The sequence below is a fragment of the Streptomyces sp. NPDC026522 genome, from assembly GCF_055567555.1.
This window is the reverse complement of the sequence record NZ_JBVHQF010000017.1, coordinates 75,276-101,238: the sequence shown is the minus strand read 5'-3', so window position 1 is coordinate 101,238 and position 25,963 is coordinate 75,276. Positions and strand designations below refer to the sequence as shown.

Here is a 25,963-nt window from a genome sequence, read left to right as displayed (position 1 = left end):
GCGGGCCGGGGTCAGATCACGCCCTGGGCCAGCATCGCGTCCGCGACCCGCTCGAAGCCCGCGATGTTCGCGCCGGTCACGTAGTCGCCCGGCGCCCCGTACCGCTCGGCGGTCTCGTACGACACCGCGTGGATCGACCGCATGATGGCGGCCAGTTCCTCCTCCACCCGCTCGCGCCCCCACGCCACGCGCCCCGCGTTCTGCGCCATCTCCAGCGCGCTGACGGCGACGCCGCCCGCGTTCGCCGCCTTGCCCGGGCCGAACGCGACGCCCGCCTGCTGGAGCACCCGTACCGCCTCCGGCGTCGTCGGCATGTTCGCGCCCTCCGAGACGGCCTTGACCCCGGCCGCGACCAGCGTGCGCGCGTCGTCCTCGCCCAGCTCGTTCTGCGTCGCCGACGGGAAGGCCACGTCCGCCGGGACCTCCCAGACCCGGCCGCCCCGCACGAAGCGGGCCGAGGCCCCGCGCCGGGCCGCGTACTCGCTGATGCGGCCGCGCTCGACCTCCTTGATCTGCTTCAGCAGCGCGAGGTCGATGCCCTTCTCGTCCACGACGTAGCCGGAGGAGTCGGAGGCCGTCAGCGGGTTGGCGCCCAGCTGCTGGAGCTTCTCGATCGTGTAGAGGGCGACGTTGCCGGAGCCCGAGACCACCGCGCTCAGCCCGTCCAGGGACTCGCCCCGGACCTTGAGCATCTCGGCGGCGAACAGCACCGAGCCGTAGCCGGTGGCCTCCGGGCGGATCGCGGAGCCGCCCCAGCCCTGGCCCTTGCCGGTGAGGACGCCGGCCTCCCAGCGGTTGGTGATGCGCCGGTACTGGCCGAACAGATAGCCGATCTCGCGGCCGCCGACGCCGATGTCACCGGCCGGGACGTCGGTGTGCTCACCGATGTGACGGGACAGCTCGGTCATGAACGACTGGCAGAAGCGCATGACCTCGGCGTCGGACTTGCCGTGCGGGTCGAAGTCGCTGCCGCCCTTGCCGCCGCCGATGCCGAGGCCCGTCAGGGCGTTCTTGAAGATCTGCTCGAAGCCGAGGAACTTCACCACGCCGATGTCCACCGACGGGTGGAAGCGCAGGCCGCCCTTGTACGGGCCGAGCGCGCTGTTGAACTCGACCCGGAAGCCGCGGTTGACCTGCACCCGGCCCCGGTCGTCCGTCCACGGCACGCGGAAGAGGATCTGCCGCTCCGGCTCGGTGATCCGCTCGACCAGCGCCACGGCCGGGTCGGCGTACTCGGGGCGGGCGGCGAACACCGGGGCGAGGCTGTCCAGGACTTCCCGTACGGCCTGGTGGAACTCGGGCTGGGCGGGATTGCGGCGCTCGATGTCGGCCCGGAGTGCGTCCAGCCTGTCCTTGGGGTCCATCACGGCGTGTTTCCTCTCGGAGGGTGGCAGGCGGGCGTGCGGGCCCAGGCGGGAGAGTACCGTGCGCCGCCAGGACCGTGGAGAGGGCTTCCGCCCCCTGGAACGCCCCCAGTTTTCCCCTCGCGTCCCGCTGGAGCGGCGTGCCACGGCGCGCATTCGCCCCGGGCCGTGGCGTACGGGGCCCGTAGGATCGGCGGGACGGATGGGGCCGGTCGACCGGGGGAGAGCACCCGTATGGAAATGGCACGTTCGGCGTCGCTCGTTGCCGCGACGATCACCATGGGGCTGGTCAGCGGCCTCTTCTACGGATTCGCCGTGTCCGTGATGCCCGCCCTGCGGCGCACCGGCGACCGGACCGTCATCGAGGTGATGCAGCGCATCAACGTCGCCATCCTCAACGGCTGGTTCGTCCTCGGCTACATCGGCGCCCTGCTCTTCACCGGCGTCGCCCTGGTGCTGCACGCCCTGTCCGCCCGCGGCGCCGTGCTGGTCCCGCTGGCGGCGGCCTTCGGGTGCTACCTGGTCGCGATGGCCGTCACGGCCCGGGTCAACATCCCGCTGAACAACGCCCTGGAGAAGGCCGGTCCGCCCGCCGCGATCGCCGACCCGGCCGCCGTCCGCCGCACCTTCGAGGGGCCGTGGGTGCGCGCCAACGTCTGGCGCACGTTGCTGTGCACGGCGGCCACCGGCCTGCTGGGCTGGTCGCTGCTCCTGACGCCCTGACGCCCTGAGCCGGCCGGCGCCGCCGCGCGCGGCTCAGCCGCGGACGTGCAGCGGTTGCCGGCCAGCGCCAGGTGGGCCTCGCCCAGGGCCTCGGTTCGCGTCGGGTTCGCGTGGACGAGCTGCGCCACCTCGGCCGGCCGGGCCTCGCCGGCCTGCTCGCTGACGCGCGAGCCGATCATGTGCAGCCCGGTGACGGGCGGGCCCGTCGAGGAGCTGGACGAGCTTGACCTCGCCGGCCGACTTCAGGATCTTGTGCTTGCCGGTGCTGCCCGCGTCGAACTTGCTGACGACCACCTGGTCCGCGCCGTACCGCGCCTTGGCCGCGGCCTCTGTGGGGCCGACGGAGGCGACCTCCGGCTCGCCGTAGGTGACGCGCGCGACGCCGTCGTGGTCGACCGGTGCGACCGGCAGGCCGGCGAGGCGCTCGGCGACCAGGCTGCCCTCGGCGAAGCCGACGTGCGCCGGCTGGAGCGTGGGAACGAGGTCGCCGACGGCCGAGACGGCCGGCAGGCCGGTGCGCAGCAGCTCGTCCACCACGACGTGCCCGCGCTCCATGGCGACGCCGGACTCCGCGTAGCCGAGGCCGGCGGAGACCGGTCCGCCGGCCTTCGTCGGGATGCAGCCGTTGTGCAGGCAGGTGCCGCCCGGCTCGCCCTTCTCGATGAGGGCGACCGTCAGTCCGAGCTGGGTCGCGCGCAGCGCACAGGACGACGGCGTGTTTCGAGAGTCCCGCCTGCCCCGCGACGCCCGGCACGCGCTCGTCCCCCAGCTACCGCTGGGAGGTGCCCCCAGCGTTGTCGGGCTCGCCCGCGTACGCCCGGTACGAGGGCGACCTCCGCCTTGCGATCGCACGCACCGGACGCCGCGGGGCCCGTCCTCCGGACGGCCGACGCTACCTTCGCAATACCCCTAGCCCCCGCTGCCGCCTCCCAGGATGACGACGTCGTACACGGTTTCGGCGGGGCTGCCCACGGCTGATGACCTCTCATCTTCGTTGTGGCGGAGGCGGATCCGGCTTCCGCTCCTGCCGTCCCGGACCCGCCGAATGATCTTCGGGTCCTGATCCGGCACAGCACGGTCCGGCACAGCACGGTCCGGCACAGCACGGTCCGGCACAACGCGAGCCGGCCCGTCAGGTTCCGCCCGTCAGACGGCGCGCACCACCATGGCCGCGTTGAAGCCGCCGCGGCCGCGCGCGAGGACCAGTGCCGTACGCAGCCCGCCGGGCCGGCGGCGCACCTCGGTGACCAGGTCGACCGGGCAGTCGGCGGCCGGCGGACCCGCGTTGACGGTCGGCGGGATCACCTGGTCCCGCAGCGAGAGCAGGGCCGCGGCCAGGTCCAGGGACGCGCCGCCCGCGGCGAGCCGGCCCGTCATCGTCTTCGGCGCGGTGACGGGGACGCCGTACGCGCCGAAGAGCGCCGCGAGGGCCTCGGCCTCCGCGCGGTCGGCGGTGCGCCGTCCGGCGGCGTCGGCGAAGACCACGTCGACGTCGCCGGCATCCAGCCCGGCGTCCCGCAGGGCGAGCCGGGCGGCGGCCCCGAGGCGGGAGGTGCTCCCCGAGCCGGGGGGCGGGTCGAAGGTGGCGGCGTACCCGGCGACGGCCCCGTACACACCGGCGCCCCGTTCGCGGGCCGAGTCCGCGTCCTCCAGGACGAGCAGGGCCCCGCCCTCGCCGGCCACGTGGCCGGCCGCGTCGGCGGAGAACGGCAGGTACGCCCGGTCCGGGTGCTCGGCGGTGCTCAGCTCGCCCCCGGCGAGGTGCGCCGCCCAGCCCCACGGGCACAGGGAGGAGTCCACCCCGCCGGTGACCAGCAGCCGTACGCCGCTCTTGCGGAGTTGGCGGCGGGCGTGGGCGACCGCGTCGAGGCCGCCGGCCTGCTCGGTGACCAGGACGCCGCTCGGCCCGCGCAGCCCGTCCCTGATGGAGATCTGGCCGGTGTTGACGGCGTAGAACCAGGCGAAGGACTGGTAGGCGCTGACGTACTGGCCCCCCTTGCTCCACAGTTCCTGGAGTTCCTTCTGGCCGAAGGCGTAGCCGCCCGCGGAAGCCGCGGTGATCACCCCGGCCGAGAAGTCGGGCAGGCCGGACACGTCGACGGCCGCGTCGGCCAGGGCCTCGTCGGCGGCGGTGAGGGCGAGCCGGGTCATGTGGTCGGTCTGGGGCAGCAGCCGGCCCGGCAGGTGGTCGGCGGCGTTGAAGCCGGGCACCTCCCCGGCGAGGCGGGCGGGGTACGGTCCGGCGTCGAACCGGCTGACCGGGCGGATGCCGCTCTCGCCGCGCAGCACGGCCCCCCACCACGCCTCGGTGCCCAGGCCGTTCGGCGCGGCCACGCCGATGCCGGTGACGACCGGCGCCGTGGACCCGGTGGCGGGGCGGGCGGGAGCGGGGGCGGGGGCGGTGGTCATGCGGCATCTCCCAGGCGCGGGCGGGTCAGGATCATGGCGCTCTGGAAGCCGCCGAACCCGCTGCCGACGCTGAGCACGGTGTCGGTGCGCTGCTCGCGCGCGACGAGCGGGGTGTAGTCCAGGTCGCAGGTGGGGTCGGGGGTGTGCAGGTTCGCGGTGGGCGGCACCGTGTCGTACTCGATGGCCAGGGCGCAGGCGGCGATTTCCAGGGAGCCGATCGCGCCGAGCGAGTGCCCGATCATCGACTTGATGGAGCTGACGGGCACCTCGTAGGCGTGCTGCCCGAGGCTGCGCTTGAAGGCGGCGGTCTCGTGGCGGTCGTTCTGCTTGGTGCCCGAGCCGTGGGCGTTGACGTAGTCGACGGCGGTGGCGTCGAGCCGGGCCTCGTCCAGGGCGCTGTCGATGGCGGCGGCCATCTCCGCGCCGTCGGCGCGCAGTCCGGTCATGTGGTAGGCGTTGCAGCGGCCGGCGAAACCGGCGATCTCGGCATAGACGTGGGCGCCGCGGCGGCGGGCGCTCTCCAGCTCCTCCAGGACGAGTACGGCCGAGCCCTCGCCGAGGACGAAGCCGTTGCGGGAGGCGTCGAAGGGCCGGGAGGCGGTCTCCGGGTCGTCGTTGCGCGGCGAGGTCGCCTTGATGGCGTCGAAGCAGGCCACGCTGATCGGGGAGATGGGTGCCTCCGTCGCACCGGTGACCATCACGTCGGCGCTGCCCTCGCGGATCAGCTCGACGGCGTGGCCGATGGAGTCCAGGCCCGAGGTGCAGCCGGTGGAGACCATGGAGACGGGGCCCTGGGCGCCCACCCGCCAGGCCACTTCGGCCGCCATCGAGCTCGGTACGAAGTAGTCGAACAGGTGCGGTGCGGCCAGGGTGTGGTCCACCTGCCAGGTGCTGCCGCCCAGGCTCACCGCGTTGTACTGGTCGTCCAGGCCCATGGTGCAGCCGACCGCGCTGCCGAGGGTCACCCCGGTGCGCTCCGGATCCGGCCCCGCCGCGGAGAGCCCGCTGTCGCGCAGCGCCTCGTCGGCGGCGACCAGGGCGAACTGCGCGGCCCGGTCGAGGCGCCGGGCCTCTTCGGCGGTGAAGCCGTGGGCGAGGGGATCGAAGTCGACTTCGGCGGCGATGCGGGAGCGGTACCCGGTGGCGTCGAAGAGGCTGATGGGCCGGGTGGCGGTCGTCCCGGAAGTGAGCAGGGACCAGTACTCCTTGGTGCCCACTCCCCCGGGCGCGACCACGCCGATTCCGGTGATGACGACGCGTCGGCTCATTGGGTGTTCCTTCACGGGTGAGTCCTATGGGTGGCGAGCTTGGCCAGCTCCGCTCGACGGCAGGTCGAGCGCGGGTGGTGGGCGCCCGCGGGCCGGGGATGTTCCGGCGGATCCCCAGCTCGCCGTGCCGGCTCCGGCCTCACCAGGCGAGGCCGCCGTTGACCTCCAGGACGTGCCCGTTGACGTACGACCCGCCCTCGCCCGCGAGGTAGACCGCGGCCTCGGCGACCTCCCGGCCGGTGCCCATCCGGCCGAGCGCGACCTTCGGCGCGTACCGGCTCCACACCGCCTCGTTCTGGCTGAGCAGCCGTCCCATGCCCGCGTCGATGAAGCCGGGCGCCAGGCAGTTGACGACGATGCCCTTCGGCGCGAGCTCCAGCGCGATGACCTTGCTGAACATCTCCACCGCCGCCTTGGTCGCGCAGTACGCGGACGCGCCGGGGGCGGGCCGGCTGCCCAGCGCCGAGGACATCGTGACGATCCGGGCGGCCGTGCTCCGCTCCAGGTACGGCACCGCCGCCTGCACGCAGTGGAAGAGGCCGGTCACGTTCGTGTCCACGACCTCGGCCCAGTCGGCCCCGGCCAGCCCCGCCGCGGGTCCCGGCCGGCTCAGACCGGCGTTGGCCACCAGGATGTCGATCCCCGCGAACCGGTCCGCCGCCGCCCGCATCAGCGCGCGCACGGAGCCGGGATCGCGGACGTCGGTCTGCCGGAAGACGGCCCGGCCGCCCAGGTGCGCCAGGGCCTCGTCCGCCCCGGCCGCGCCGCGCGCGCCGACGACGACGCTCGCGCCCTCCGCGACGAACGCCTCGGTGATCTCCAGTCCGAGGCCCTTCGTCCCGCCGGTCACCACGGCGACCCTGCCCTCCAGTGCCGCCATCAGGTACCGGACCGCACCGCGAACCGCTCGCCCGCGGCCCGGGGGGCCGCGGCGGCGGGCGGCCCGGGGGCGCGCCGGGGAGCGGGGCTCAGCAGCCGGGCCTGGAGCTGCCTGAGCTCCGGCGAGGGTTCCGTGCCCAGTTCGTCGGCGAGCACCCGCTGGACGTCCTGGTAGGCCCGGACGGCTTCCGCGCGCCGGCCGGCGGCGGCGAGGGCCGCGATGAGCCGGCTGTGGAACCACTCGTTGAGCGGGTAGTCGCTGATGAGCTTGCGCAGCTCGGGGATGGACTCGCGGGTCAGGCCCAGCTGTTCCTGCGCCTCGATGCGGATCTCGAAGGCCCGTACGCGCAGCTCGTTCAGGTGGTGGAGGTGGCCGCTGAGCACGTCGCCGACGGGGTGGTTCGACAGGGCGGGGCCGCGCCACAGGTCGAGCGCCTGCCGGACGTCGCGCAGCGCCGCGGCCGGTTCGCCGTCCGCGAGTCCGGTACGGGCCCGGGCGACGAGCCGCTCGAAGACGCGGATGTCGATCTCGGCGTCGTCGGCGAGGATCCGGTAACCGGGCGGACTGGTGACGATCAGGGAGCGCCCGGGCGGCAACAGGTTCTCGCGCACCAGCATCCGGCGGGCGTGGTACACGTACGTCTGGAGGGTGGTGACGGCGCTGCGCGGCGGTTCGTCGCCCCACAGCTCGTGGATGAGCGCTTCCGCCGTGACGATCTCATGGGGCCGGGTGAGCAGCAGCGCCAGTGTCTGGCAGACCTTCGGGGTTCCGGGCCGGTACACCCGTCCGTCGTCGGAGACGATCTCGAACGGGCCGATGAGATGGAAACGCATGGCAGGTGGCTCCTCGTCAGCAGGACAGCGGCGGCGGCCGGGCGGCCGTCGACGGATGGGGCCGCCCCGCCGGATTTCTCCGGCGGGGCGGCCGTCACCGCGGGGTGCGCGCTGTCACTCCTCGCCGAGCAGGTAGCGGATGTGCTTGACCAGCTCGCCGATGTCCTCGCGCAGCAGGCTGTAGTGGTCGGCGTCGAGGTCGATGACCGTCGGCGGCTCGGCCGAGTAGCCGCTGCTGTTCTCGAGGAACGAGTAGTCGTCGCCCACGGCCTTGAAGATGCTGATCGGCGCCTGGAGGGTGCGCTCGGCCAGCTCGTGGAAGGAGTACTCGAACTCGTAGGTCTGGCCCACCACCGAGATGATCCGGCGGGCGAGGTCGACGTCGATGCCCTTGAGTTCGCTGATGAACTCGGCGAAGGACGCCTCGTCCGTCACGGTCTCCAGGCACTTCTCCAGGTCCGGACCGGAAATCGTGCCGGTGAAGACGGAGAAGAGGATGGTGGTGTAGCCGCGGTTGGCGAAGGACGCCTCACGGCCCCACACCTTGCCGTTCTCGGCGCGCACCTTCGGGGAGCCCGGCGCGATCAGGAACAGGTTGTCCACCTTCTCGCCGGCCTGCTCCAGCTGGTAGGCGGTCTCGAAGGCCACGCGGGCGCCGAAGGAGTAGCCCCACAGGGTGTAGGGGCCGGTCGGCTGGAGCTCCTTGATGGCCTCGATGTCCGCCTTGGCCATCTCGACGATGGTCTCGTACGGGCTCTCGCCCTCGTTGATGCCGTGCGACTGGACGCCGTAGAACGAGCGGCCGAGGCCGATCTCGCCGGCCAGGGAGCGCAGGTTCATCGGGTAGCCGCCGAGACCGGGCCAGCAGATCACGGGGTTGGCCTTGCCGGTCTCCGCGTGCAGCCGCACCAGGCGGGAGGACTCCTGCGCGACCTCGCGCTCCAGGCGCCGGGCGAGCTTCTCGACGGTCGGGGACTCCAGGACGCTCTGGAGCGGCAGGGAGACGCCGAGCCGGGAGTTGAGCTCGCGGATGAGACCGACGGCGATCAGCGAGTTGCCGCCGGACTCGAAGAAGTCGTCCTGCACCGAGACGCTCTCGCGCCGCAGGGACTTCGCCCAGATCGCGCTGATCTCCTTCTCGGTCTCGGTGCGCGGCGCGACGAAGGGGCGCTCGACGAGTTCGGCGTTGACCTGCTCGGAGGCGGCCAGTGCCTTGACGTCGACCTTGCCGTTGGCGGACAGCGGCATCCGCTCGAACACCACGACCCGGTTGGGGATCATGTAGTCGGGCAGGAAGCTGACGAGGTCGTCGCGGATGAGCTCGGCCGGACCGCGCATGTGGACGCTGTCCTCGCGCATGCCCTCGTGGCCGAGCTGCTCGTCGCTGATGCGGCCGCCGACGAAGAAGTACATCGGGCCGCTCTCGACGCCGTTCGCGGCGAGGACGGCGTCCATGCGGCGCGAGGCGGGCAGCGGGTTGCCGGTCTTGGAGCTGTAGCCGGACGACATGAAGCCCAGGTTCAGGCCGTTCATCATCAGGTGCTGGAGCTTCTTGCCGAGGGCGATGTACCGCAGCCACTCCTCGGGGGCCCGGCTGTAGACGCTGATGCCGAAGCTCGCGGCCTGGTACACGGACTGGTTGATCGCGATGACGTGCTTCTTGAGGACGATGTCGTCCGAGAAGCGGGCCAGCTCGCCGTCCGCGTAGCGGTACAGGCCCTCGGGCAGGCCGGCGATCTTGCTGCCGTGCGTCTGGACGTAGACCTCGGCGTGGTCCGGGCGCGGGCCCGCGTGCGGGACGAGCTCGAAGGTGCCCAGGTAGTAGTCCTCGTCGGCGACGTCCAGCCGCTCGCGGACGGCCGGCTCGTAGGCGCGGTCGTGGATGTCGAGACCGTAGCCGGGCAGGATCTGCTCGAAGAGGCCGACCATGTGGCCGGTCTCGATCTCCAGGACCTCGACGATGTTGTTCTTGTAGACGGGCTCGATGCCGCTCTTCTTGCCGATGAAGTGGATCTGCGCGGTGGGCTTGCCGGTGGCCTCGCGCTCGCTGATCAGCACGAGCTGGTGGCGGACCGGCTGGTAGTAGTAGTAGCCCGGCTTCAGTCCGCCGACGCCCTCCAGCTCGAAGTACATCTGCGTCGCGTACAGCGCGCCCGGGGAGGCGTAGCCGTACTTCGGCAGCAGCCGCTCCTCGCTGACGTACTGGCCGAACCAGCGCAGGATCTGGCCCAGTTCGGCGGGTGCCAGATCGGCGGCCTTGCGCGAGTAGCCCGCGGTGACCTCGGCGCCGAGCAGGTCGAGCAGGTCGTCCTGGGTGACGGCGCCGCCCTCGTAGAAGCGGTACGTCTTGCGGGCGAAGACCCGGGCGCGCTGCTCGGGGGTGGGCTCGGAGCCCGGCAGGTCGTAGGTGGTGCGGGCGGCGAGCTCGGCGTCGTCGCGCAGGCCCGGGTTCGACAGCTGCGCCTTGACCTGGAGCTTGCTCTTCTTCGAGGCGTGGTGCGAGCCGTGGTTGCCCTGGTCCATCAGGGCGGCTTCCTTCTCGCTCAGCTCGACGCAGGCGATCAGGTTCTGGAAGCCGGTGCGGCCGTCGTTCTTGACGATGACGGCCGCGTTGCGGACCCACTCGTGGTTCTCGATGGCGAGGGAGATCTCGTCGAGTTCGACGCGGTAGCCGCGCAGCTTGACCTGGTTGTCGGCGCGGCCGGCGAACTGCACGGTGCCGTCCGGGTTCCACTGGCCCAGGTCGCCCGTCTTGTAGAGGCGGGTGGGGGCGCCGTCGTCGGTGACCGGGATCTCCAGGAAGCGGTCCGCGGTCAGGTCGGGGCGGTGCAGGTAGCCGCGGGCCAGCTGGACGCCGCCGATGTACAGCTCGCCGATCTCGCCGACGCCGACGGGCCGCAGGTCCTTGTCGAGGATGTGGTACTCGGTGCGGTGCACCGGGCTGCCGATCGAGATCGACTGCGGTCCCTCGTCCAGGGCCGCGGGGTCGACGGTGTACGAGGAGGAGTTGATGGTGCACTCCGTCGGCCCGTACAGGTTGATCAGGGCGCGGCCCGGTATCTCGCGGGTGACCTGGATCGCGAGGTTGCGGGAGAGCGCCTCGCCGCCGCTGAATATCTGCTTCAGCGTGGAGCAGGCGTCGAACTTCTCGGTGTCGATGAGCGCCTGGAGCAGCGTCGGGACGCACTGGAGGGTGGTGACGCCGTGCTTCTGGATGGTCTCGATGAGGCCCTCGGGGTCGGCGTAGACGCCGGGGGCGCCCATGACGACGGTGGCGCCGTTGGCCGGGGAGAGGATCTCCCACTGGGCGGCGTCGAAGCTCATCGGGGTCTTCTGCAGGACGACCTTGCTGCGGTCGATCCCGTGCGCCTCGCGCAGCCAGCCGAGCTGGTTGACGACGCTGCGGTGCTCGATCATCACGCCCTTGGGCCGGCCCGTGCTGCCCGAGGTGTAGATGACGTAGGCGAGGCTGCCGGGGTGGACGCCTTCGACGGCGGGTGCGGGCGTGCCCTCGGGCAGCACGAACGCGTCGGAGTCGCGCAGGGTGACGACGGTGACGTCCTGCGGCGCGAGTTCGCGCAGCCGGGACACCAGGCGCTGCTGGGCCAGGATGATCTTCGCCTGGCTGTTCTCGATCATGTACCGGAGCCGGTCCTCGGGGTACTCCGGGGAGAGCGGCAGGTAGGCGCCGCCGGCCGACAGGATGCCCCAGGCGCCGATCATCAGGTCGAGCGACGGCTCGACGAAGAGGCCGACGCAGGCGTCCGCCGAGACACCGAGATGTCTCAGGTACTCGGCCAGGGCCGAGCTTCTGGCCGCCAGTTCGCGGTAGGTGAGGCTCTGGTCGCGGTAGACGACGGCGGTCGCCTCCGGGTGCTCCGCGACCCGCTCGGCGAGCAGGTCCGGCAACGCCTTGGTTCCCAGAAGGGTGGGCTCGAGCACGCTGGTCTCCTGAAAGGTCATTTCTCGCTTCCTTACTTCCTTCGTGGAACAACGGGCGTGCCCGACGCCCGCGCGACCGGGCCGCGCCAACGCGGGCGGACCCGGTCTGCAGCGGCTCACCGCGGTACGGACGGCACCCGCGGGCCGGGGTACACCGCGGAGGTGAGCCGGAAGAGCCGGGCGGCGGCCCGGCATGAAGAAACCGACGGACAGGGAACCAGTGCCGCTCCCCCGGACAGAGCCGCCGGGACGGTGCGCCGTGGGCGTACGGTCCCGGGGTGCGGGCGGGCCCCCTCGGCCCGCCCGCCTCCGCTACCGGTCCTGGAGCAACTGGGTCACCGATCCGTTCTCGAACACCTCACGGGCCGCGCCCGCGATGAGCGGGGCGATCGACAGGACGGTGACCTTGTCCAGTCCGAGCGCACCGGGCACCGGCAGGGTGTCCGTGAAGACGAACTCACTGACCCGCGAGTTCTTCAGGCGGTCCGCGGCGGGGCCGGACAGCACCCCGTGCGTGGCCGCCACGATGACGTCCCGCGCGCCCTGGGCGAACAGGGCGTCGGCGGCGGCGCAGATCGTGCCGCCCGTGTCGATCATGTCGTCGACCAGGACGCAGTCCCGGCCCTCGACGTCGCCGACCACCTCGTGGGCGGTGACCTGGTGGGCCACGTCCTTGTCGCGCCGCTTGTGGACGATGGCCAGCGGCGCGCCCAGCCGGTCGCACCAGCCGTCGGCCACCCGGACGCGCCCGGCGTCGGGCGAGACGACCGTGAGGTTGTCGCGGTCGGCCTTGGCTCCGATGTGGTCCGCGAGGACCGGCATCGCGAACAGGTGGTCCACCGGCCCGTCGAAGAAGCCCTGGATCTGGTCGGCGTGCAGATCGACCGTCAGGATCCGGTCCGCGCCCGCGGTCTTCAGCAGGTCCGCGACCAGGCGGGCCGAGATGGGCTCCCGGCCGCTGTGCTTGCGGTCCTGGCGGGCGTATCCGTAGAACGGCAGGATCACCGTGATGCTGCGGGCGGAGGCCCGCTTCAACGCGTCGATCATGATGAGCTGTTCCATGATCGCCTTGTTGATGGGGGCGGTGTGGCTCTGGATGACGAAGCAGTCCGCGCCGCGCACGGAGGCCTGGTAGCGGATGTAGATCTCGCCGTTGGCGAAGTCGATCGCCTTCGTCGGGACCAGCGTCGTCCCCAGCTCGGCCGCCACGGCCTCCGCCAGCTCGGGGTGCGCGCGCCCCGAGAACAGCAGCATCTGGCCCGGGCCGCTCACGCGGTTCCGGCCTCGGCCTCGGCCAGCGTCGGGTAGTCGGTGTAGCCGCGGTGGTCGCCACCGTAGAAGGTGGTGGTGTCCAGCGCGTTGAAGGGGCCGCCGGCGCGCACCCGCTCCGGCAGGTCCGGGTTGGCCAGGAAGGCCGCGCCGAACGCGACGGCGCAGGCCACACCGGCCTCCAGGGCCTCGGTGGCGGTCTCGGCGGTGACCGGGACGCCCAGGTTCTCCGGGTGCGGGCACAGGATGATGGTGCCGGTCCACTGGGCGCGCAGCGCCTCGGTCTGGCTGCGGTTGCCGCCCTCCAGGACGTGCAGGAACGCCACCGGCGGCAGGGCCGCGACGAGCGCCTGGTACAGGGCGGCGGTGTCGCCCTCGGCGATGTCGTTGTACGGGTTGGCGGGCGAGATGCGCACGCCGACGCGGTCGGCGCCGATCCGCTCGGACACCGCCTCGATGACCTCGACGGCGAACCGGATGCGGTTCTCGATGGAACCGCCGTACTGGTCGGTGCGCTGGTTGGTGTTCTCCGCGAGGAACTGGTGGAGCAGGAAGCCGTTGCCCGCGTGGACCTCGACGCCGTCGAAGCCGGCCTCGATGGCGTTCTGCGCGGCGTCCGCGAACTCCTTGACGGTGTCCGCGATCTCCTCGGCCGACAGCACGTGCGGCTCCTGGTAGTCCAGCGGGCCCTCGGGGCCGAAGCACTGGCCGGCCGGGGTGACGGCCGACGGCGCGACGGACTGGTGGGCGCTCGGGTACAGGGACGGGTGGCCGATCCGGCCGCAGTGCATGAGCTGGGCGACGATCAGCCCGCCGGCGCGGTGCACGGCGGAGGTGACCTGCTTCCAGGACTCGGTCTGCTCCTGCGAGTACAGGCCGGGGCTGTTCATGAACCCCTGGCCGACGACGTTGGGCTGGATGCCCTCGGTGATGATCAGGCCGGCGCCCGCGCGCTGGGCGTAGTAAGTGGCCATCAGCTCGGTGGCGAGGCCCTCGGAGGTGGCGCGGTTGCGGCTCATGGGCGCCATGACCAGGCGGTTGCTCAGGGCCAGCTTCCCCAGGGTGACCGGCTCGAACAGCTTCTCGGACATCGTGTGTCTCCTCATCGAGGTCTTTGCGTGGTGCGGAGGTACGGCGGCGGAGCGGGGCGGGCCCCGGCGGGGTCAGCGGCCCGCGCGTTCGGCGCGGTGCTCGGCGTGGGCGACGGCGAGCCGGCCGGCGGCCTCGGCGCAGGAGGCGAGGACGGCCATGTTGGCGCGCGCGGAACGCCCGTCGGTGGCGGCGTCCACGGCCCGCATCAGGTACTTGGTGATGCCCTGGCCGGAGACCCCGTCGGCGGTGGCCTGGGCGACGGCGGCACGGATGGCCGTGTCGACCTCGGTGGAGTCGATGGCGTCCTCCTCCCGGACCGGGGTGGTGATCAGGAAGGAGCTGTTGTTGCCGAGCGCCCAGTGGGCCTCGACGGCGCGGGCGATGACCCGCTCGTCGTCCAGGCGGTGGGGCGCCCGGTGTCCGCTGGTACGGCAGTAGAAGGCGGGGAAGTCGTCCGAGCGGTACGCGACGACCGGGACGCACTGCGTCTCCAGGTACTCCAGCGTCAGCCCCAGGTCGAGGATCATCTTCGCTCCGGCGCAGACGACCGCGACCTTGGAGCGGGTGAACTGGATGAGGTCGGAGGAGACGTCCCAGGTCTCCTGCGCGCCGCGGTGCACGCCGCCGATGCCGGCGGAGGAGAAGAACGGGATCCCCGCGAGCTCGGCCGCCACGACGGACGACGCCACGGTGGTCGCGCCGAGGCCGCCCTCGGCCAGGACGAGGGGCATGTCGCGGCTGGAGACCTTGGGGATGTCCGGCAGGGAGGCGAAGCGCTCGATGTCCGAGTCCGACATGCCGACCCGGATCTCGCCCCCCTCGATGCAGATCGTCGCGGGTACCGCGCCGCCGGCCCGTACGGCGTCCTCCACCTTGCGGGCGGTGGCCGCGTTGTCGGGGTAGGGCAGGCCGTGCGTGATGACGTTGCTCTCCAGGGCGACGATGGCCGCGCCGTCGTGGAGGGCCTCGCGGACTTCCTCGGTGTAGCGGACGGGGATGCCGCTGCTTGCGCTCATCGAAGGTCTCTCACTTCTCGTTCCAGTAGCCGGGCGGCTTGACCAGCAGGTCCCGGCGGGCCGCTATCTCGGTGAGGACGTGGGCGTCCCAGTCCTCGGGTTCGACCGGCTCCAGCGAGATCGAGACGCTGTCCTCGCCGGTGGCGAAGGTCCGCGTCACCGCGGCGGTGACCGCGTCGTCGATCGCCCGGAGCTGTTCGGCCGTGAATTCCCTCGGGTAGTGCCGGACGTGGATGTGGGGCACGGACTCGGTTCCTCTCCTGATCGGTGGCGGACGGGTGGCACACCGAGGACGGGGGAGACCTCGGTGTGCCACCGCCACTCCCGGCCCCCACCAGGGGGGTTTCGGTGGGGCGGGGAGTTCGGGAGGAGCTCCGCCGCGTCAGGCGTCGACGGGCTCCCGCGCAGCGGCCCTGGCCGCCTGCCGCTTGGCCCGGCCGGGGCGCGGCTGGGCCAGGATCACGGCGGCGACCACGGTGAGGGCGCCGACGAGCTGGAGCGGCGACAGGGCCTGGTCGAGGACGAAGTAGCCCAGCAGGGTGGCCGCGAGCGGCGAGGCGAAGCTGAGGAACGACACGGCGAGCGCGGGCAGCCGCTCCATGCCGCGGAACCAGATCGCGTAGGCGAACAGGGCCCCGATGATGCCGAGGTAGGCGAAGCCCGCCAGGTTCTTGCCGGTGATCGTGTCGGGCAGACCCTCGCCGATCAGCGCGACCGGCAGGAGCACGAGGCCGCCGACGGTCAGCTGCCAGCCCGTGAAGGTCAGCAGGCCCACTCCTTCGGGGCGGCCCCAGCGCTTGGTGAGCACGATGCCGGAGGCCATGCTGAGCGCGCCCAGCAGGCCGGCGATGACACCGGTGGTGTTGAGGCCGGCGTTCGGCTGGAGGACCAGCAGGGCCACTCCGGCGGCGCCGAGCGCGCAGGCGGCCAGGTGGATCCGCTTGATCTTCTCCTTGAGCAGCAGGGCGCCCAGGAGCAGCACGATCATCGGCTGGATGGACATCACCAGCGCCGCGACCCCGCCGGGCAGGTGGTACGCCGCGACGAACAGCAGGTAGAAGAAGGCGCCGATGTTGAGGACGCCGAGGACCAGTGCCCGCCACCACCAGATGCCGCGGGGCAGGGTGCGGCCGATGAGTACGAGGACCAGGCCGGCCGGCAGTGCGCGCAGCATCGCCGCCAGCAGCGGGCGGCCCTCGGGGAGCAGCTCGGTGGTGACCAGGTACGTCGAACCCCAGATGGCGGGTGCGAGCGCGGTGAGCGCCGAATCGCTCAGTGCGCGGCTCTTCATCGGACCACTGCCGAGTCGGTGGTGCCGAAGAAGCGGTCGCCGAAGTCGCCGATGCCGGGGATCATGAACGCGTTCTCGTTGAGCCGCTCTTCGACCGACGAGGTGACGATCTTGACCGCGGGGTGCTTGGCGTGGACCGCCTCGATGCCCTCGGGCGCGGCGAGGAAGTTGACGAACACGATGTTCTCCTCGCGCACGCCCGCTTCGAGCAGCAGGCCGATGGCGGCGTTGGCGCTGCCGCCGGTGGCGAGCATCGGCTCCAGGAGCAGCACCTGCCGCTCGGCGATGTCGTCCGGCAGGTTCTGGTAGAGGTAGTGCGGGAGCTTGGTGGCCTTGTCCCGCTGGATGAGTATCTTGCCGACGCGGATGTTGGGCACGACGGCGCGCAGTTCGTCCACCATCGAGTCGCCGGCCCGGATCACGGGCACGGCGCACAGGTTGGGCGTGAACTTCAGGCCCTCGAAGGTCTCGCCGACCGGCGTGGTCACCTTCTGCTTGTCGAACGGCAGCAGGTCCAGCGCGGATTCGAGAAGGAGGCGGATGATGCGCCGGGAGTAGAAGACGAAGTCCGCGCGCGAGGCGTCACGGTCTCGGATGATGGTGTGCATGGCCCGCAGCTGGTTGGTCTGCGGCAGCGGGTGGACGTTGTAGTGGCCGGTCGCCATGAGAACCTGCTTCTCGTCGGTCGGTGGAGACGGGCTGCGGCCGGGGCCCGGTGGGGGGGTGCCCCGGGCGGCCGCAGCCCGGGGTCGGGCGTTGCGCCTGGGTCAGGCGTTCTCGCCGGCGATCTCGGCGAACGCCTTGCGTGACTCGGCCACGAACTTGGCGACCTTGGCCCGGTCCTTGCGGCCGTCGGCGCCTTCGAGGCCGGTGTGGGCGTCGACGGCGGCGGGCTTGACGAAGCGGATCGCGTCGGCGACGTTCTCCGCGTTCAGGCCGCCGGCCATCATCAGGGGCTTGGAAGAGCGGCGGACGAGCTCGGCGCTGACGTTCCAGTCGTGGGTGAGGCCGGTGGCGCCCTTGGCTCCGGTGGCCGGGTTGAAGGTGTCGGTGATGAACATGTCCACCGCGTCGGCGACGTCGTCGACGAGCTGGAGCAGCTCCTCGGCGTTGTCCTCCTTCACGACCAGGCTCTTGAGCACGTACAGGTCGGGGCGGTTGGCCTTGAGCTTGCGCAGCTGCTCTGGCTCCACGTCACCGTGCAGCTGGACGGCCTTGACGCCGAGCCGGGTGGTGAAGGCGCTGATCTCGTCGGCGTCCGTCATGTAGCTGATGAGGACGCCCTCCTGGGGGGCCTTCAGGCCGGCGATGATCTCCGTTGCCGCCGTCTCGGAGATGTCGTCCTTGCCCGACGGGAGGCGGAGCGGGAACCCGAACCAGTCGACGCCCTCCTCGGCCAGCAGCGCGGCCTCTTCGGCGTCGATGATCCCGGCGACCTGCACCAGATCCTTCACGTCACTCATGTGTGTTTCCTTTTCAGGGTGAAGCTGAATGAGCAGAACATTTGCGGGCAGTGATACGAAAAGGACGTGGCCCGTTATGACGGTTTTCGGTACACGTCGCGGGATGCTCTCCAAAAGCCTCGTTGGTACCGATCCATGGGTCAACGGGCTCTATGTCAGATCGACGTCAACCTTCGCCACGTCTGTGTCAGGGACCGTCAGATACCGGCCAACCACCCCCGTTCGCAAGGCTGTTGGGCCAAGGTGGGAGCGCGGGAAGTCAGCGGCCGCGGCGGGCGGCGCGCCTGCGGACGAGGGCGATCCCCCAGGCGGCCCGGCGGCGCATCAGGGTGGACAGGGGCGGCCCGGGACGGCCCGGCGCGGGATAGGTCAGCTCGGGAAAGCGGAGGGCGGCGTGCTGCCGCGCGGTATCGCGTACGGGTTCGCGGACCGGCCTGCGGCGTGCGGGGACGAGGTGGCCGGTGATCCCGGTGCTCACCACTGCACTCCGGTCAGCTCGGGCAGCCGGTCCCCGGCGTCCCACACGACGTGGAAGGCGACGTGGTCCAGCCGCCAGCCGGCCGGCGTGCGCACGGCCCGGGCCTGGCAGTAGCCGCCCACCTCGAAGGGTGCCGCGGGGCCCGCCCCGGGCCGGTGGAGGTGCCGGGTGAGCTGCTGGACCCGCAGCGTGGCCCGGTCGCCGTCGAGGCGGATGTCGTGGTTGGCGCTGATGTGGTGGGTGCGCGACCAGCGCGCCCCGGCCTCCCGGCGCAGCACGGCGAAGCCCTCGGCGCCGGTGCAGGTGCCGATGGGGAAGACGAAGGCGGCGTCCTCGGTGAACAGCTCGCCGAACGGCACCGGGCCGGCTCCGGCGTGCGGGCCGGTGTCGAGGGCACTGACGTAACGGTCGAAGAGGTCCCGCAGCTCGGCCCGGTCGCGCAGGACCCGTACCTGCGCGGACAGATCCGCGAGCTCGTCGTCGGTCGATGGCATGGCCGCTCCTGGTTCGTAAGGGTGGGAGATCCTGCTGGGTGCGGGACGCCACGGACCCCCGGACGGATCAGGCGGTCCGCGGTGCGGGTGGGTTGTCCCGCCAGGTGCGGGCGCCGCCGAAGACGCGGTGGCGCTCGGGGCGGTGCCAGCTCGCGCGGGCGGGCCCGGCGCCCGCCGTGCCGCCGTACTGGCCCTCGTAGGCCGCGGCCCGGGCCAGTACGACGGCCGTCAGGGCCGCCAGTTCGTCGGCGTCGGGCCGGCCCTTCTCCACGCGGATGAACCGGCCGGGGTCGTGCCTTCTCATGGGGTGCTCCTCGTCTCGTGACGGCCGTCAGAGCGCGATGTCGCTCGGCGCGTCCGCCGCCGGGACCGGCCGGGCGGCGGTGTACGTCGTGTGCACGTGGGCGCCCGGCAGGATGCGCCGGACCAGGCCGCCGAGCACCCGGCCGGGCCCCACCTCCACGAACCGGTCGGCGCCCGAGGCGGCGAGCGCCGCGACGGCTTCCGTCCAGCGCACCGGCCGGGTCAGCTGGCCGCGCAGCGCGACGACGGCCTGCGCGCCGCTCTCGATCCGTCCCCCGGTGACGCTGGAGACCAGCGGCAGCACCGGGTCGCGGAAGGCAGTGGCGATCAGGGTCTCGGTGAACTCGGCCTCCGCCTCGCGCAGCAGGCTGGAGTGGAAGGGGCCGCCGGCCCGCAGCGGCCGTACCCGGGCCCCGGCCGCGCGGGCGGCCGCGGTGAGGTGGGACACCGCCTCGGCCTGCCCGGAGACCACCGCCTGGCGGGGTTCGTTGTCCCCGGCCACCTCCACGACCCGGTCCGTGGCGGCGCGCGACTCGGCACACAGCCGCACCAGGTCACGGCGGCCGAGGCCGATGACAGCCGCGGTGGCGCTGCCGACCCGGTCGCCGACGGTGGCGACGAGCTCGCTGCGCAGCCTGACCAGCCACAGCGCGTCGGTCCACTCCAGGACGCCCGCCGCGACCAGCGCCGTGTACTCGCCGAGGCTGTGCCCGGCGACCGCGTACGGCTCCAGGCCTTCGCCGCGCAGCACTTCCAGGGCCGCCAGGCTCGTCAGGAACACGGCCGGCTGCGCCACGACCGGGTCCTCCAGGTCCCGGTCGGAGCCGTCCCGGCAGATCCGGGCCAGCGGGATCCCGAGGATGTCGTCGGCGGCGCGGAAATAGGTGCCGGCGAGTTCCGGACGCCGGGCGAGCAGCTCTCTGCCCATGCCGGCGCATTCGGAGCCCTGGCCGGGGAAGACGAATGCGGTGCGGGTCATCCGGTCACGTCCTTGATCTGCGGTCAACTGGCGAGGGGCGTACGGTCCGGCCAGGGGGCGGACGCACCGCACGCGGCACCTCCGGCGGCCAGCCAGCTGTCGGGGACCCAGCGGACGTCGACCACCGCGGGAGCGGGCCCGGCCACCGCCACGGCGGCGGCGTGGGAGGTGTCGGCGGGGATACCGACCATGGTCCAGTCGTCCGGGTGCCGGTCGTGGTCGGTACCGAGGTAGTCCTCGGCGGGTGAGCGGCTCAACCCTGTCCCGAGTCCCTTGAGAAACGCTTCTTTTCGAGTCCAGATCTGGCCGAAGAGCTGCCGTCGGGCCTCGCCGGCCGCGGCCCGGGCTATCTCCAGCTGCTCGTCCGGGTGCAGCGCCTTGGAGCAGATGTCGACGGTCTCCACTCCGGGCAGCTTCTCCACGTCGACGCCGAGCGGCACGGTGCCCACGCCCACCAGCGCGACTCCCCCGCTGTGCGAGAGGGAGTAGTGCAGCGGTGGCGGCGGCGGGGACAGCGCGGGGCGGCCGTGCGGTTCGCCGCAGCCCGGGCAGGGCTCGCGCATGAAGCGCACGTCCTGCGGCAGGGTCGCGGTGTACCGGCCGAGCAGCCGGCGCACCGCCACGTGGGCGGCCGCGTAGAGCAGGCCGTCGGAGCGCCTGATGAACGCGTCGGTCCGCTTGCGTTCCCCCGCGTCCAGCTCGGCCACGGCCAGCGCTTCGGCGTCGGCCCCGGTGGGACGGCGCACCAGCCACAGGTCGACCCGGTCCGGGGAGAGGGTGAAGTCGGCGTCGGGCAGGCCGAGGTGGTTCACGACCGGGCGGGTGGCCGGCCGCAGGGTGGTAGTCGTCATGCCGGCACCGCTGCCCCGTGCAGGTGCGACTCCGGGCCGAACTGGCCGACGAGGCAGTCGATGAGCTCCTGCGCGCTGTTCGCCGTCAGCAGTCGCTGGAGGTTCAGGTCGACGCCCAGCACCGCCTCCATCCGGTACTGCAGTTCGATCCCGGAGATCGAGCCGATGCCCAGGCAGCCCATCGGGCGGCCGGTCGTGTCGACGCGGTGCGGTTCGATGCCGAGGATGCGGCCCAGCTCCTCGCGCACGTACTGCTCCAGGATCCGGGTGCGTTCGCGCCTGCCGACGGTGTGCAGCAGGGTCACGTCGGGCGGGCTGATGTGGACCAGCCCGCTGTCCGTCTCATATGTGTGCGACATGTGAAGTGTGGTCATGATGCTTTCCGGGTCACGACGTACGGGTGTCCCCGTACGCCCGAGGGGCGGGGAGGTGGGGAAGTCGGTTGCGGCCGGTCAGCGCGCCGAGGGCGACGCCCGCGCCGGTCAGGCCGACGGCCGTGACCAGCCCGAGCGCCGCGCCCCGGTGCGCCGGGTACAGCGCGGCCACGGGAACGGCCGTCAGGGCGGCGCCCAGCTGGACGCAGGTCTGGTAGAGCCCGCCGGCCGGCTGCCGCAGCCCGGCCGGGAGGCCGCTCGTCGCCTGGAGGTGCAGCGCGGTGAAGGCGAGGACGAAGGCGGCCCCGACGCAGCCCGTCGCGGGCAGCAGGGCGGCGAAGCCCAGCCCGTCGGGGGCGGCCCGCGGGTAGAGGGCGTAGCCGAGCGGCGCGGCCGCGGCGCCCGCGGCGACGGCCCGGGCGGGCCCCAGCCGGTCGGCGATCCGGGCCGAGTACAGGGCGCTCACCGCGAGCGGGGCGCCGGCCGGCAGGAAGGCGAGCGCGGTCCGCCAGGGCGTCGCGCCGGCCCGGTGCAGGTCCGAGGTGGCCACCAGCAGGAAGGCCACGTAGGAGCCGTTGAGCGTGGCCGCCCCGATCGCGGAGCGCACCAGCGGCGCGTGCCGCAGCAGCCCGGGGGCGAGGAGCGGGCGCGGGGAGGCCCGTTCGGCCGCGACGAAGACGGCCCCGGTCAGCAGCGCCGCGGCGAAGGCGGCCCCCGCGCGGGCAGGTTCGCCGGCCGCGCAGGAGAGCCCGTACAACAGCAGCGCCACCGTGCCGCCGAGGCCGAGGCCGGCCACCAGCGCCGGGCGGATGGCTCCCGTACCGGGCTGCGGGCCGGTCCCGTCGCGCGGGATCAGCCGCAGGCCGGCGACGAGCAGGACGGTTGCGACGGGGGCCGGGAAGGCGAGGGTCCAGCGCCAGCCGACGCCGGTGAGCAGGCCCGACAGCAGCAGGCCCGCGCAGAAGCCGGTGGCGCCGAAGAAGGAGTACAGCGAGACCGCCCGGCGCCGGGCGGGTCCCTCGGGGACGGCGGAGACGAGGATGGCGAGGCCGGTGGGCGCGGTCAGCGCGACGCAGCCGCCCTTGACGACCCGGGTGGCGACGAGCAGCGCCGCGCTGTCGGCGAGGGCGCCCGCCAGCGAGGCCGCGGCGAAGAGCAGCAGGGCGGCGAGGTAGACCCGGCGCCGTCCCAGGCGTTCGACGAGCCGGCCGCCGAGCAGCACCAGCGAGCCGAAGCCGGCGGCGAAGGCACTGACGACCCACTGTGCGCCGGGCACCGAAAGCCCGAGACCGGCGCCGACCTGCGGCAGCGCCACCAGGGTGGCGGACACCTCCAGGGCGTCGACCAGCATGTTCGCGGAGAGTACGGAGACCAGGGCCCAGCGGGTCCCGCTGCGCCCGGCGCCGGCCGGGGAGGTGGTCGAGGACTGCATGCTCTCCTTTCGCCGTGAGGGGGGTGGAACGGGAAGGGCGGCCCGGCCGGGGAGGGTTCCCCGGCCGGGCCGCCCGTCGCCGGCGTGGCGTGGGTGTTTCACGCCGGCGGTCCTGGGGGGCGGTACGCGGCGGCGGTCAGCCGAGCAGCGTTCCGCCGGTGGCGTCGACGAACGACCCGGTGATCCAGCGGGCTTCGTCGGTCGCGAGGAAAGCCACCACATCGGCGATGTCCTCCGGCTCTCCGACCCGGTTGAAGGCGGACAGCGCCGCCATCTGTTCGACGGCCTCGGGGATGTCGAACACCGGGTTTCCGTTGCGGGTGATGCCGGGGGCCACGGAGTTGATGGTGATGTTCCGCGGGCCCAGGGCCTTCGCGAAGTGCAGGGCTAGCTGTTCGAGTGCGCCCTTGCTCATCGCATACGCGATCTCGTCCGGGTTCGCGAACCGGGTCAGGCCGGAGGAGATGTTGATGATCCGGCCCCCGTCGGGCATGTTCCGCAGCGCCCGCCGGATCAGGAAGAACGGGGCCTTGGCGTTGACCGCGAAGATCCGGTCGAAGTGCTCGGGGGTGAGCTCGGCGGGGCCGACGGCGCCCATCACCCCCGCGTTGTTCACCAGGATGTGCAGGTCGGTGCTGCCCGTGCGGTCCAGCAGCCCCGCCTCCAGGCCGGCGAAGAGGCCCTCGACGTCCCCGTCGACGCCGAGTTCGGCGCGGATCGCGAAGGCGCGGCCGCCGTCCCGCTCGACCGAGGCGACGACCTCGTGGGCGGCGGCCTCGTCGGTGGCGTAGTGGACGGCGACGAGTGCGCCCTCCTGCGCGAGCCGCGCCGCGACCGCGCGGCCCATGCCCCGGCTGGACCCGGTGACCAGCGCGGTACGGCCGGTGAGCCGTTCGGTGCCGGGGCTCCGCTTCGCCGCCGCCTCCGCCGCCTCCGCCTCCGACACCGCCGACGCCGCCGCCGCCTCCGACACCGCCGTCGTCACCCGTGGCGGCACCGACTCCGGTGACGCCGCCGACGGCGCGGGCAGGGCGGCCCGGTCGGCAGCCGGGCGTGCGGTACGGGGCTGCGCGGGCCCGAACCACCGTTCCAGGGCGGCCGTCAGACCCGCTTCGCCGACGCCGTCCGACCAGACGACGTGGCCGTCCGGCCGGATCAGCAGCGCGCCGGCCGCGCCGGGGCCGGGGGTGGCCGTGGCGAGGCGCACCCGGTCCGCCCAGGGCTTCGCCGCGGCGCGCAGCTCCTCCTGGCGGCCCTCGTCACCCGGCGCGAGGAGCAGCAACCCCTGCCCCGGGCGCAGCAGCTCGAAGGTGGTGGCCGGGCCGTCGCCGGTGACCGCGCCGGCCTGCGGGGCGCGCAGGCCCAGCAGCGGACCGCCGCCGGGGCCCGCCCCGTAGCGCACGTCGAGGCCGCTGACGGCTCCGGCGAGGTGGGCGCGTACGTCCTCGTGTCCGGTGAGTTCCGCGAAGACCTCCCGGACGGCGTCGACCTCGGGGCCGCCGAGCAGCAGCAGCGCCTGGGTCCTGACGTTGCTCTGGACGGCCTCTCCGACGGCGTGCCGTTCCTCGTGGTAGCTGTCGAGCAGTGCCTCGCTGCCGCGTCCGGCCAGCAGCGCGGCCAGCTTCCAGCCGAGGTTGAAGGCGTCCTGGAGGCCGAGGTTGAGGGCCTGCCCGCCGATGGGCAGCTGCTGGTGCGCGGCGTCCCCGGCGAGCAGGAGCCGGCCGCGGCGGTACTGCGCCGCCTGCCGGGAGGCGTCGCCGAAGGAGTTGACCCACTGCGGGGTGCCGGAGCCGATGTCCTCGCCGGTGATGCGCTTCCAGGTGTCGGCGACCTCCTGGAAGGTGGGCCGTCCGGCGCGCGGCGCGGTCCCGAACTCGTGCACCATGACGCGGGTGATCCCGTCGGGGCGCCGGGCTGCGATGACGAGGCCCTGCTCCAGGCGTTCGAAGCGGCGGGCGCGGATGTCGATGCCCGCGACGTCGGCGCGCAGCAGTTCCCGGCCGGCGTCGGTGCCGGGGAACGCGAAGCCGCCCAGCCGGCGCACGGCGCTGTTCTCGCCGTCGCAGCCGACGGCGTACGCGCCCCGTACGGTGAGCCGCGTCCCGTCGTCGGTGCGGACGTCGGCGACGACCCCGTCCGCGGTGGCGGTCAGCCCGGTCAGTTCGTGACCGCGCCAGATGTCGGCGCCGAGGCCGGCCGCCCAGGCCGCGAGCACTTCCTCCAGGCGGGTCTGCGGCACCTTCCACTGGCCCGGGTAGGGCGAGGGGAGGCGGAGGTCGAGGGGGATCCCGCCGAAGTGGCCGGCGAGGTCGTGCGGGATCCCGTCCAGCGGGTCCAGCCGGTCCAGCAGGCCGCGGCTGTCGAGGATCTCCATGGTGCGGGCGTGCAGGGTGGAGGCCCGCGATTCGGTGGTCGGCGCGGTGAGCTTTTCGAGGACCACCACGTCCGCGCCCGCCAGCCGCAGCTCCCCGGCGAGCAGCAGTCCCACCGGTCCCGCGCCCACCACGATCACCTGGGTGTCGGTGTAGTCCCCAGCCATGATCAGTCCCTGTTCTTCTCGGCGTGGGCCTTCGCGTGGCCCAGCGTGGCCAGGCTGTTGGTGCTCAGCGCCGTGCGCACGTACTGCCGGGCGTCCTCGGCCGTGGCCCCCTCGCCGAGCACCGCGGTGATGTTCGCGGTGTTCAGGGTCACCGTGTGCTGCGAGGACGCGGCCACGCCCCCGGCGTTCTCGGTGAAGGTCCAGTACCCGGTGTGCAGGGTCATCAGGGCCGGGAGGGTGGTCTGCTTGTAGGCGATCCGGGTGTGCGGGAAGGTGACCCGGTAGGACTTGGTGGTGTGCAGCGACCCGTCCTTGGCCCGGGTGTCCATCTCCAGTTCCTGGAGTCCGGGGGTGTCCTCGGTCAGCCGTACGGTCGCCACGTGCGGCAGCCGTTCCGGCCACAGCCCGGCCTCGTTGACGAAGTCGTAGACGTCCTTCGCCGAGCCGTCGACCTGGACCGTGTCCTCGAAGGAGAACGTCAGCTCCTCGGCGGCGTGGGCCAGCTCCAGGTTGGTCTTCAGGGCCGCGAGTTCGGAGCGGGAGTTGCGGTCGACGGCCTCGTCTATCCACGCGAGGCCGGCGGCGTCGTCGTCCACGGCCCGGTAGTCGTGCAGCAGCCTGACCCGCGACTCGTCGGCGGACAGCGCCTCGATCACCCAGGCACCGCCCATCGCGGCGACGGGCGGGGCCGGCCGTTCCTGGCGGAAGGTGATGCGCAGGGCCTCGGGGTCCAGGGTGCGGCGGGAGGTCCAGTTCTTGGCCTCGCCGTTGGCGGTGGCCCAGATGCGGATGTGCTCCTCGCCGGCGCCTTCGGCGATGTGGTCGACGTAGATGGTCGGAGGGAAGATCCGGGGCCAGTTCCGGACCTCGGCGATCAAGCGGTAGACGGCGCTGGCCGGGGCCGAGACCGTGATCTCGTGCTCGACTTCGCGCAGGCCGGGCTGCGACATGCTGGTGGCTCCT

The 25,963-nt window shown here is 72.8% G+C and carries 23 protein-coding genes and 1 pseudogene; 1 reads left to right on the top strand and 23 read right to left on the bottom strand.

The features are described 5' to 3' along the window. Positions 1-11: 11 nt before the first annotated feature. Positions 12-1,364: an NADP-specific glutamate dehydrogenase gene (gdhA, locus tag ACZ4M3_RS33310; RefSeq protein WP_467739053.1), complete on the bottom strand. Its 1,353-nt coding sequence runs from the start codon at positions 1,362-1,364 to the stop codon at positions 12-14. 234 nt (positions 1,365-1,598) lie between these two features. Here gdhA and ACZ4M3_RS33305 point away from each other — a divergent pair, with 234 nt between their 5' ends. Next, positions 1,599-2,087 (top strand): anthrone oxygenase family protein, encoded by a 489-nt coding sequence (locus ACZ4M3_RS33305; protein WP_467739051.1) that lies wholly within the window; start codon positions 1,599-1,601, stop codon positions 2,085-2,087. A 56-nt stretch (positions 2,088-2,143) separates the two neighbouring features. On the opposite strand, the pseudogene ACZ4M3_RS33300 reads toward ACZ4M3_RS33305, so the two are convergent. From ACZ4M3_RS33300 to ACZ4M3_RS33195, 22 genes and pseudogenes are all read right to left on the bottom strand, one after another. Then, positions 2,144-2,687 (bottom strand): annotated as a pseudogene (locus ACZ4M3_RS33300) (NAD(P)/FAD-dependent oxidoreductase); the annotation flags it as partial. 546 nt (positions 2,688-3,233) lie between these two features. Beyond that, the gene (locus tag ACZ4M3_RS33295; RefSeq protein WP_467739049.1) at positions 3,234-4,496 is read right to left on the bottom strand and encodes a ketosynthase chain-length factor; all 1,263 of its coding nucleotides are present in this window, start codon (positions 4,494-4,496) and stop codon (positions 3,234-3,236) included. Beyond that, on the bottom strand, positions 4,493-5,764 hold the full coding sequence (locus ACZ4M3_RS33290; RefSeq protein ID WP_467739047.1) for a beta-ketoacyl-[acyl-carrier-protein] synthase family protein: 1,272 nt from the start codon (positions 5,762-5,764) through the stop codon (positions 4,493-4,495). The genes ACZ4M3_RS33295 and ACZ4M3_RS33290 overlap by 4 nt, the downstream gene beginning before the upstream one ends. 139 nt (positions 5,765-5,903) lie before the next feature. Next, positions 5,904-6,644: an SDR family NAD(P)-dependent oxidoreductase gene (locus ACZ4M3_RS33285; RefSeq protein ID WP_467739045.1), complete on the bottom strand. Its 741-nt coding sequence runs from the start codon at positions 6,642-6,644 to the stop codon at positions 5,904-5,906. Continuing rightward, positions 6,644-7,477, bottom strand: coding sequence for an AfsR/SARP family transcriptional regulator (locus ACZ4M3_RS33280; protein WP_467739043.1), 834 nt, complete (start codon positions 7,475-7,477; stop codon positions 6,644-6,646). The genes ACZ4M3_RS33285 and ACZ4M3_RS33280 overlap by 1 nt, the downstream gene beginning before the upstream one ends. A 114-nt stretch (positions 7,478-7,591) precedes the next feature. Then, positions 7,592-11,440: an amino acid adenylation domain-containing protein gene (locus ACZ4M3_RS33275; protein ID WP_467739041.1), complete on the bottom strand. Its 3,849-nt coding sequence runs from the start codon at positions 11,438-11,440 to the stop codon at positions 7,592-7,594. A 291-nt stretch (positions 11,441-11,731) separates the two neighbouring features. After that, positions 11,732-12,673, bottom strand: coding sequence for a ribose-phosphate diphosphokinase (locus tag ACZ4M3_RS33270; RefSeq protein WP_467739144.1), 942 nt, complete (start codon positions 12,671-12,673; stop codon positions 11,732-11,734). Positions 12,674-12,687: 14 nt separating this feature from the next. Continuing rightward, positions 12,688-13,779: an alkene reductase gene (locus ACZ4M3_RS33265; RefSeq protein ID WP_467739039.1), complete on the bottom strand. Its 1,092-nt coding sequence runs from the start codon at positions 13,777-13,779 to the stop codon at positions 12,688-12,690. A gap of 72 nt (positions 13,780-13,851) precedes the next feature. Then, positions 13,852-14,796, bottom strand: a complete 945-nt coding sequence (locus tag ACZ4M3_RS33260) for a pseudouridine-5'-phosphate glycosidase (RefSeq protein WP_467739037.1) — start codon at positions 14,794-14,796, stop codon at positions 13,852-13,854. A 10-nt stretch (positions 14,797-14,806) separates the two neighbouring features. Continuing rightward, a complete protein-coding gene (locus ACZ4M3_RS33255) occupies positions 14,807-15,040 on the bottom strand; it encodes a tautomerase family protein (protein ID WP_467739035.1) in 234 nt (77 codons plus the stop codon). Between the two features lie 138 nt (positions 15,041-15,178). Further along, on the bottom strand, positions 15,179-16,087 hold the full coding sequence (locus tag ACZ4M3_RS33250; RefSeq protein WP_467739033.1) for an EamA family transporter: 909 nt from the start codon (positions 16,085-16,087) through the stop codon (positions 15,179-15,181). Then, a complete protein-coding gene (upp, locus tag ACZ4M3_RS33245; protein ID WP_467739031.1) occupies positions 16,084-16,752 on the bottom strand; it encodes a uracil phosphoribosyltransferase in 669 nt (222 codons plus the stop codon). Before upp ends, ACZ4M3_RS33250 begins: the two co-directional genes overlap by 4 nt. Before the next feature lie 102 nt (positions 16,753-16,854). Further along, positions 16,855-17,550 carry a phosphoribosylanthranilate isomerase gene (locus tag ACZ4M3_RS33240; protein ID WP_467739029.1) on the bottom strand — a complete coding sequence of 232 codons (696 nt, stop codon included), beginning with the start codon at positions 17,548-17,550 and terminating at the stop codon, positions 16,855-16,857. A 259-nt stretch (positions 17,551-17,809) separates the two neighbouring features. Continuing rightward, positions 17,810-18,028, bottom strand: a complete 219-nt coding sequence (locus ACZ4M3_RS33235) for a hypothetical protein (protein WP_467739027.1) — start codon at positions 18,026-18,028, stop codon at positions 17,810-17,812. Beyond that, positions 18,025-18,522 carry a nuclear transport factor 2 family protein gene (locus ACZ4M3_RS33230; RefSeq protein ID WP_467739025.1) on the bottom strand — a complete coding sequence of 166 codons (498 nt, stop codon included), beginning with the start codon at positions 18,520-18,522 and terminating at the stop codon, positions 18,025-18,027. The genes ACZ4M3_RS33235 and ACZ4M3_RS33230 overlap by 4 nt, the downstream gene beginning before the upstream one ends. 67 nt (positions 18,523-18,589) lie before the next feature. Beyond that, positions 18,590-18,826, bottom strand: coding sequence for an acyl-CoA carboxylase subunit epsilon (locus ACZ4M3_RS33225; protein WP_467739023.1), 237 nt, complete (start codon positions 18,824-18,826; stop codon positions 18,590-18,592). Positions 18,827-18,853: 27 nt separating this feature from the next. Further along, positions 18,854-19,804: an ACP S-malonyltransferase gene (locus ACZ4M3_RS33220; RefSeq protein WP_467739022.1), complete on the bottom strand. Its 951-nt coding sequence runs from the start codon at positions 19,802-19,804 to the stop codon at positions 18,854-18,856. A 23-nt stretch (positions 19,805-19,827) separates the two neighbouring features. Beyond that, positions 19,828-20,655 carry a 4'-phosphopantetheinyl transferase family protein gene (locus ACZ4M3_RS33215; RefSeq protein WP_467739020.1) on the bottom strand — a complete coding sequence of 276 codons (828 nt, stop codon included), beginning with the start codon at positions 20,653-20,655 and terminating at the stop codon, positions 19,828-19,830. After that, a complete protein-coding gene (locus ACZ4M3_RS33210) occupies positions 20,652-21,014 on the bottom strand; it encodes an acyl carrier protein (protein WP_467739018.1) in 363 nt (120 codons plus the stop codon). The genes ACZ4M3_RS33215 and ACZ4M3_RS33210 overlap by 4 nt, the downstream gene beginning before the upstream one ends. Before the next feature lie 28 nt (positions 21,015-21,042). Further along, on the bottom strand, positions 21,043-22,461 hold the full coding sequence (locus ACZ4M3_RS33205) for an MFS transporter (RefSeq protein WP_467739016.1): 1,419 nt from the start codon (positions 22,459-22,461) through the stop codon (positions 21,043-21,045). A gap of 136 nt (positions 22,462-22,597) precedes the next feature. Next, entirely contained in the window at positions 22,598-25,000 is a 2,403-nt protein-coding gene (locus tag ACZ4M3_RS33200) for an SDR family oxidoreductase (RefSeq protein ID WP_467739015.1), read from the bottom strand. 2 nt (positions 25,001-25,002) lie between these two features. Further along, positions 25,003-25,950, bottom strand: coding sequence for an aromatase/cyclase (locus ACZ4M3_RS33195; protein ID WP_467739013.1), 948 nt, complete (start codon positions 25,948-25,950; stop codon positions 25,003-25,005). Positions 25,951-25,963: the final 13 nt, after the last annotated feature.

Bases quoted from the DNA above. Each gene is read 5' to 3' on its own strand.
- ACZ4M3_RS33230 (WP_467739025.1), bottom strand. From the start codon at position 18,522: ATGCCATCGACCGACGACGAGCTCGCGGATCTGTCCGCGCAGGTACGG.
- ACZ4M3_RS33205 (WP_467739016.1), bottom strand. From the start codon at position 22,461: ATGCAGTCCTCGACCACCTCCCCGGCCGGCGCCGGGCGCAGCGGGACC.
- ACZ4M3_RS33195 (WP_467739013.1), bottom strand. From the start codon at position 25,950: ATGTCGCAGCCCGGCCTGCGCGAAGTCGAGCACGAGATCACGGTCTCG.
- ACZ4M3_RS33250 (WP_467739033.1), bottom strand. From the start codon at position 16,087: ATGAAGAGCCGCGCACTGAGCGATTCGGCGCTCACCGCGCTCGCACCC.
- ACZ4M3_RS33210 (WP_467739018.1), bottom strand. From the start codon at position 21,014: ATGTCGCACACATATGAGACGGACAGCGGGCTGGTCCACATCAGCCCG.
- ACZ4M3_RS33305 (WP_467739051.1), top strand. From the start codon at position 1,599: ATGGAAATGGCACGTTCGGCGTCGCTCGTTGCCGCGACGATCACCATG.
- ACZ4M3_RS33225 (WP_467739023.1), bottom strand. From the start codon at position 18,826: ATGAGAAGGCACGACCCCGGCCGGTTCATCCGCGTGGAGAAGGGCCGG.
- ACZ4M3_RS33240 (WP_467739029.1), bottom strand. From the start codon at position 17,550: ATGAGTGACGTGAAGGATCTGGTGCAGGTCGCCGGGATCATCGACGCC.
- ACZ4M3_RS33275 (WP_467739041.1), bottom strand. From the start codon at position 11,440: ATGACCTTTCAGGAGACCAGCGTGCTCGAGCCCACCCTTCTGGGAACC.
- ACZ4M3_RS33220 (WP_467739022.1), bottom strand. From the start codon at position 19,804: ATGACCCGCACCGCATTCGTCTTCCCCGGCCAGGGCTCCGAATGCGCC.
- ACZ4M3_RS33290 (WP_467739047.1), bottom strand. From the start codon at position 5,764: ATGAGCCGACGCGTCGTCATCACCGGAATCGGCGTGGTCGCGCCCGGG.
- upp (WP_467739031.1), bottom strand. From the start codon at position 16,752: ATGGCGACCGGCCACTACAACGTCCACCCGCTGCCGCAGACCAACCAG.
- ACZ4M3_RS33265 (WP_467739039.1), bottom strand. From the start codon at position 13,779: ATGTCCGAGAAGCTGTTCGAGCCGGTCACCCTGGGGAAGCTGGCCCTG.
- ACZ4M3_RS33280 (WP_467739043.1), bottom strand. From the start codon at position 7,477: ATGCGTTTCCATCTCATCGGCCCGTTCGAGATCGTCTCCGACGACGGA.
- ACZ4M3_RS33215 (WP_467739020.1), bottom strand. From the start codon at position 20,655: ATGACGACTACCACCCTGCGGCCGGCCACCCGCCCGGTCGTGAACCAC.
- gdhA (WP_467739053.1), bottom strand. From the start codon at position 1,364: ATGGACCCCAAGGACAGGCTGGACGCACTCCGGGCCGACATCGAGCGC.
- ACZ4M3_RS33200 (WP_467739015.1), bottom strand. From the start codon at position 25,000: ATGGCTGGGGACTACACCGACACCCAGGTGATCGTGGTGGGCGCGGGA.
- ACZ4M3_RS33295 (WP_467739049.1), bottom strand. From the start codon at position 4,496: ATGACCACCGCCCCCGCCCCCGCTCCCGCCCGCCCCGCCACCGGGTCC.
- ACZ4M3_RS33285 (WP_467739045.1), bottom strand. From the start codon at position 6,644: ATGGCGGCACTGGAGGGCAGGGTCGCCGTGGTGACCGGCGGGACGAAG.
- ACZ4M3_RS33270 (WP_467739144.1), bottom strand. From the start codon at position 12,673: ATGCTGCTGTTCTCGGGGCGCGCGCACCCCGAGCTGGCGGAGGCCGTG.
- ACZ4M3_RS33260 (WP_467739037.1), bottom strand. From the start codon at position 14,796: ATGAGCGCAAGCAGCGGCATCCCCGTCCGCTACACCGAGGAAGTCCGC.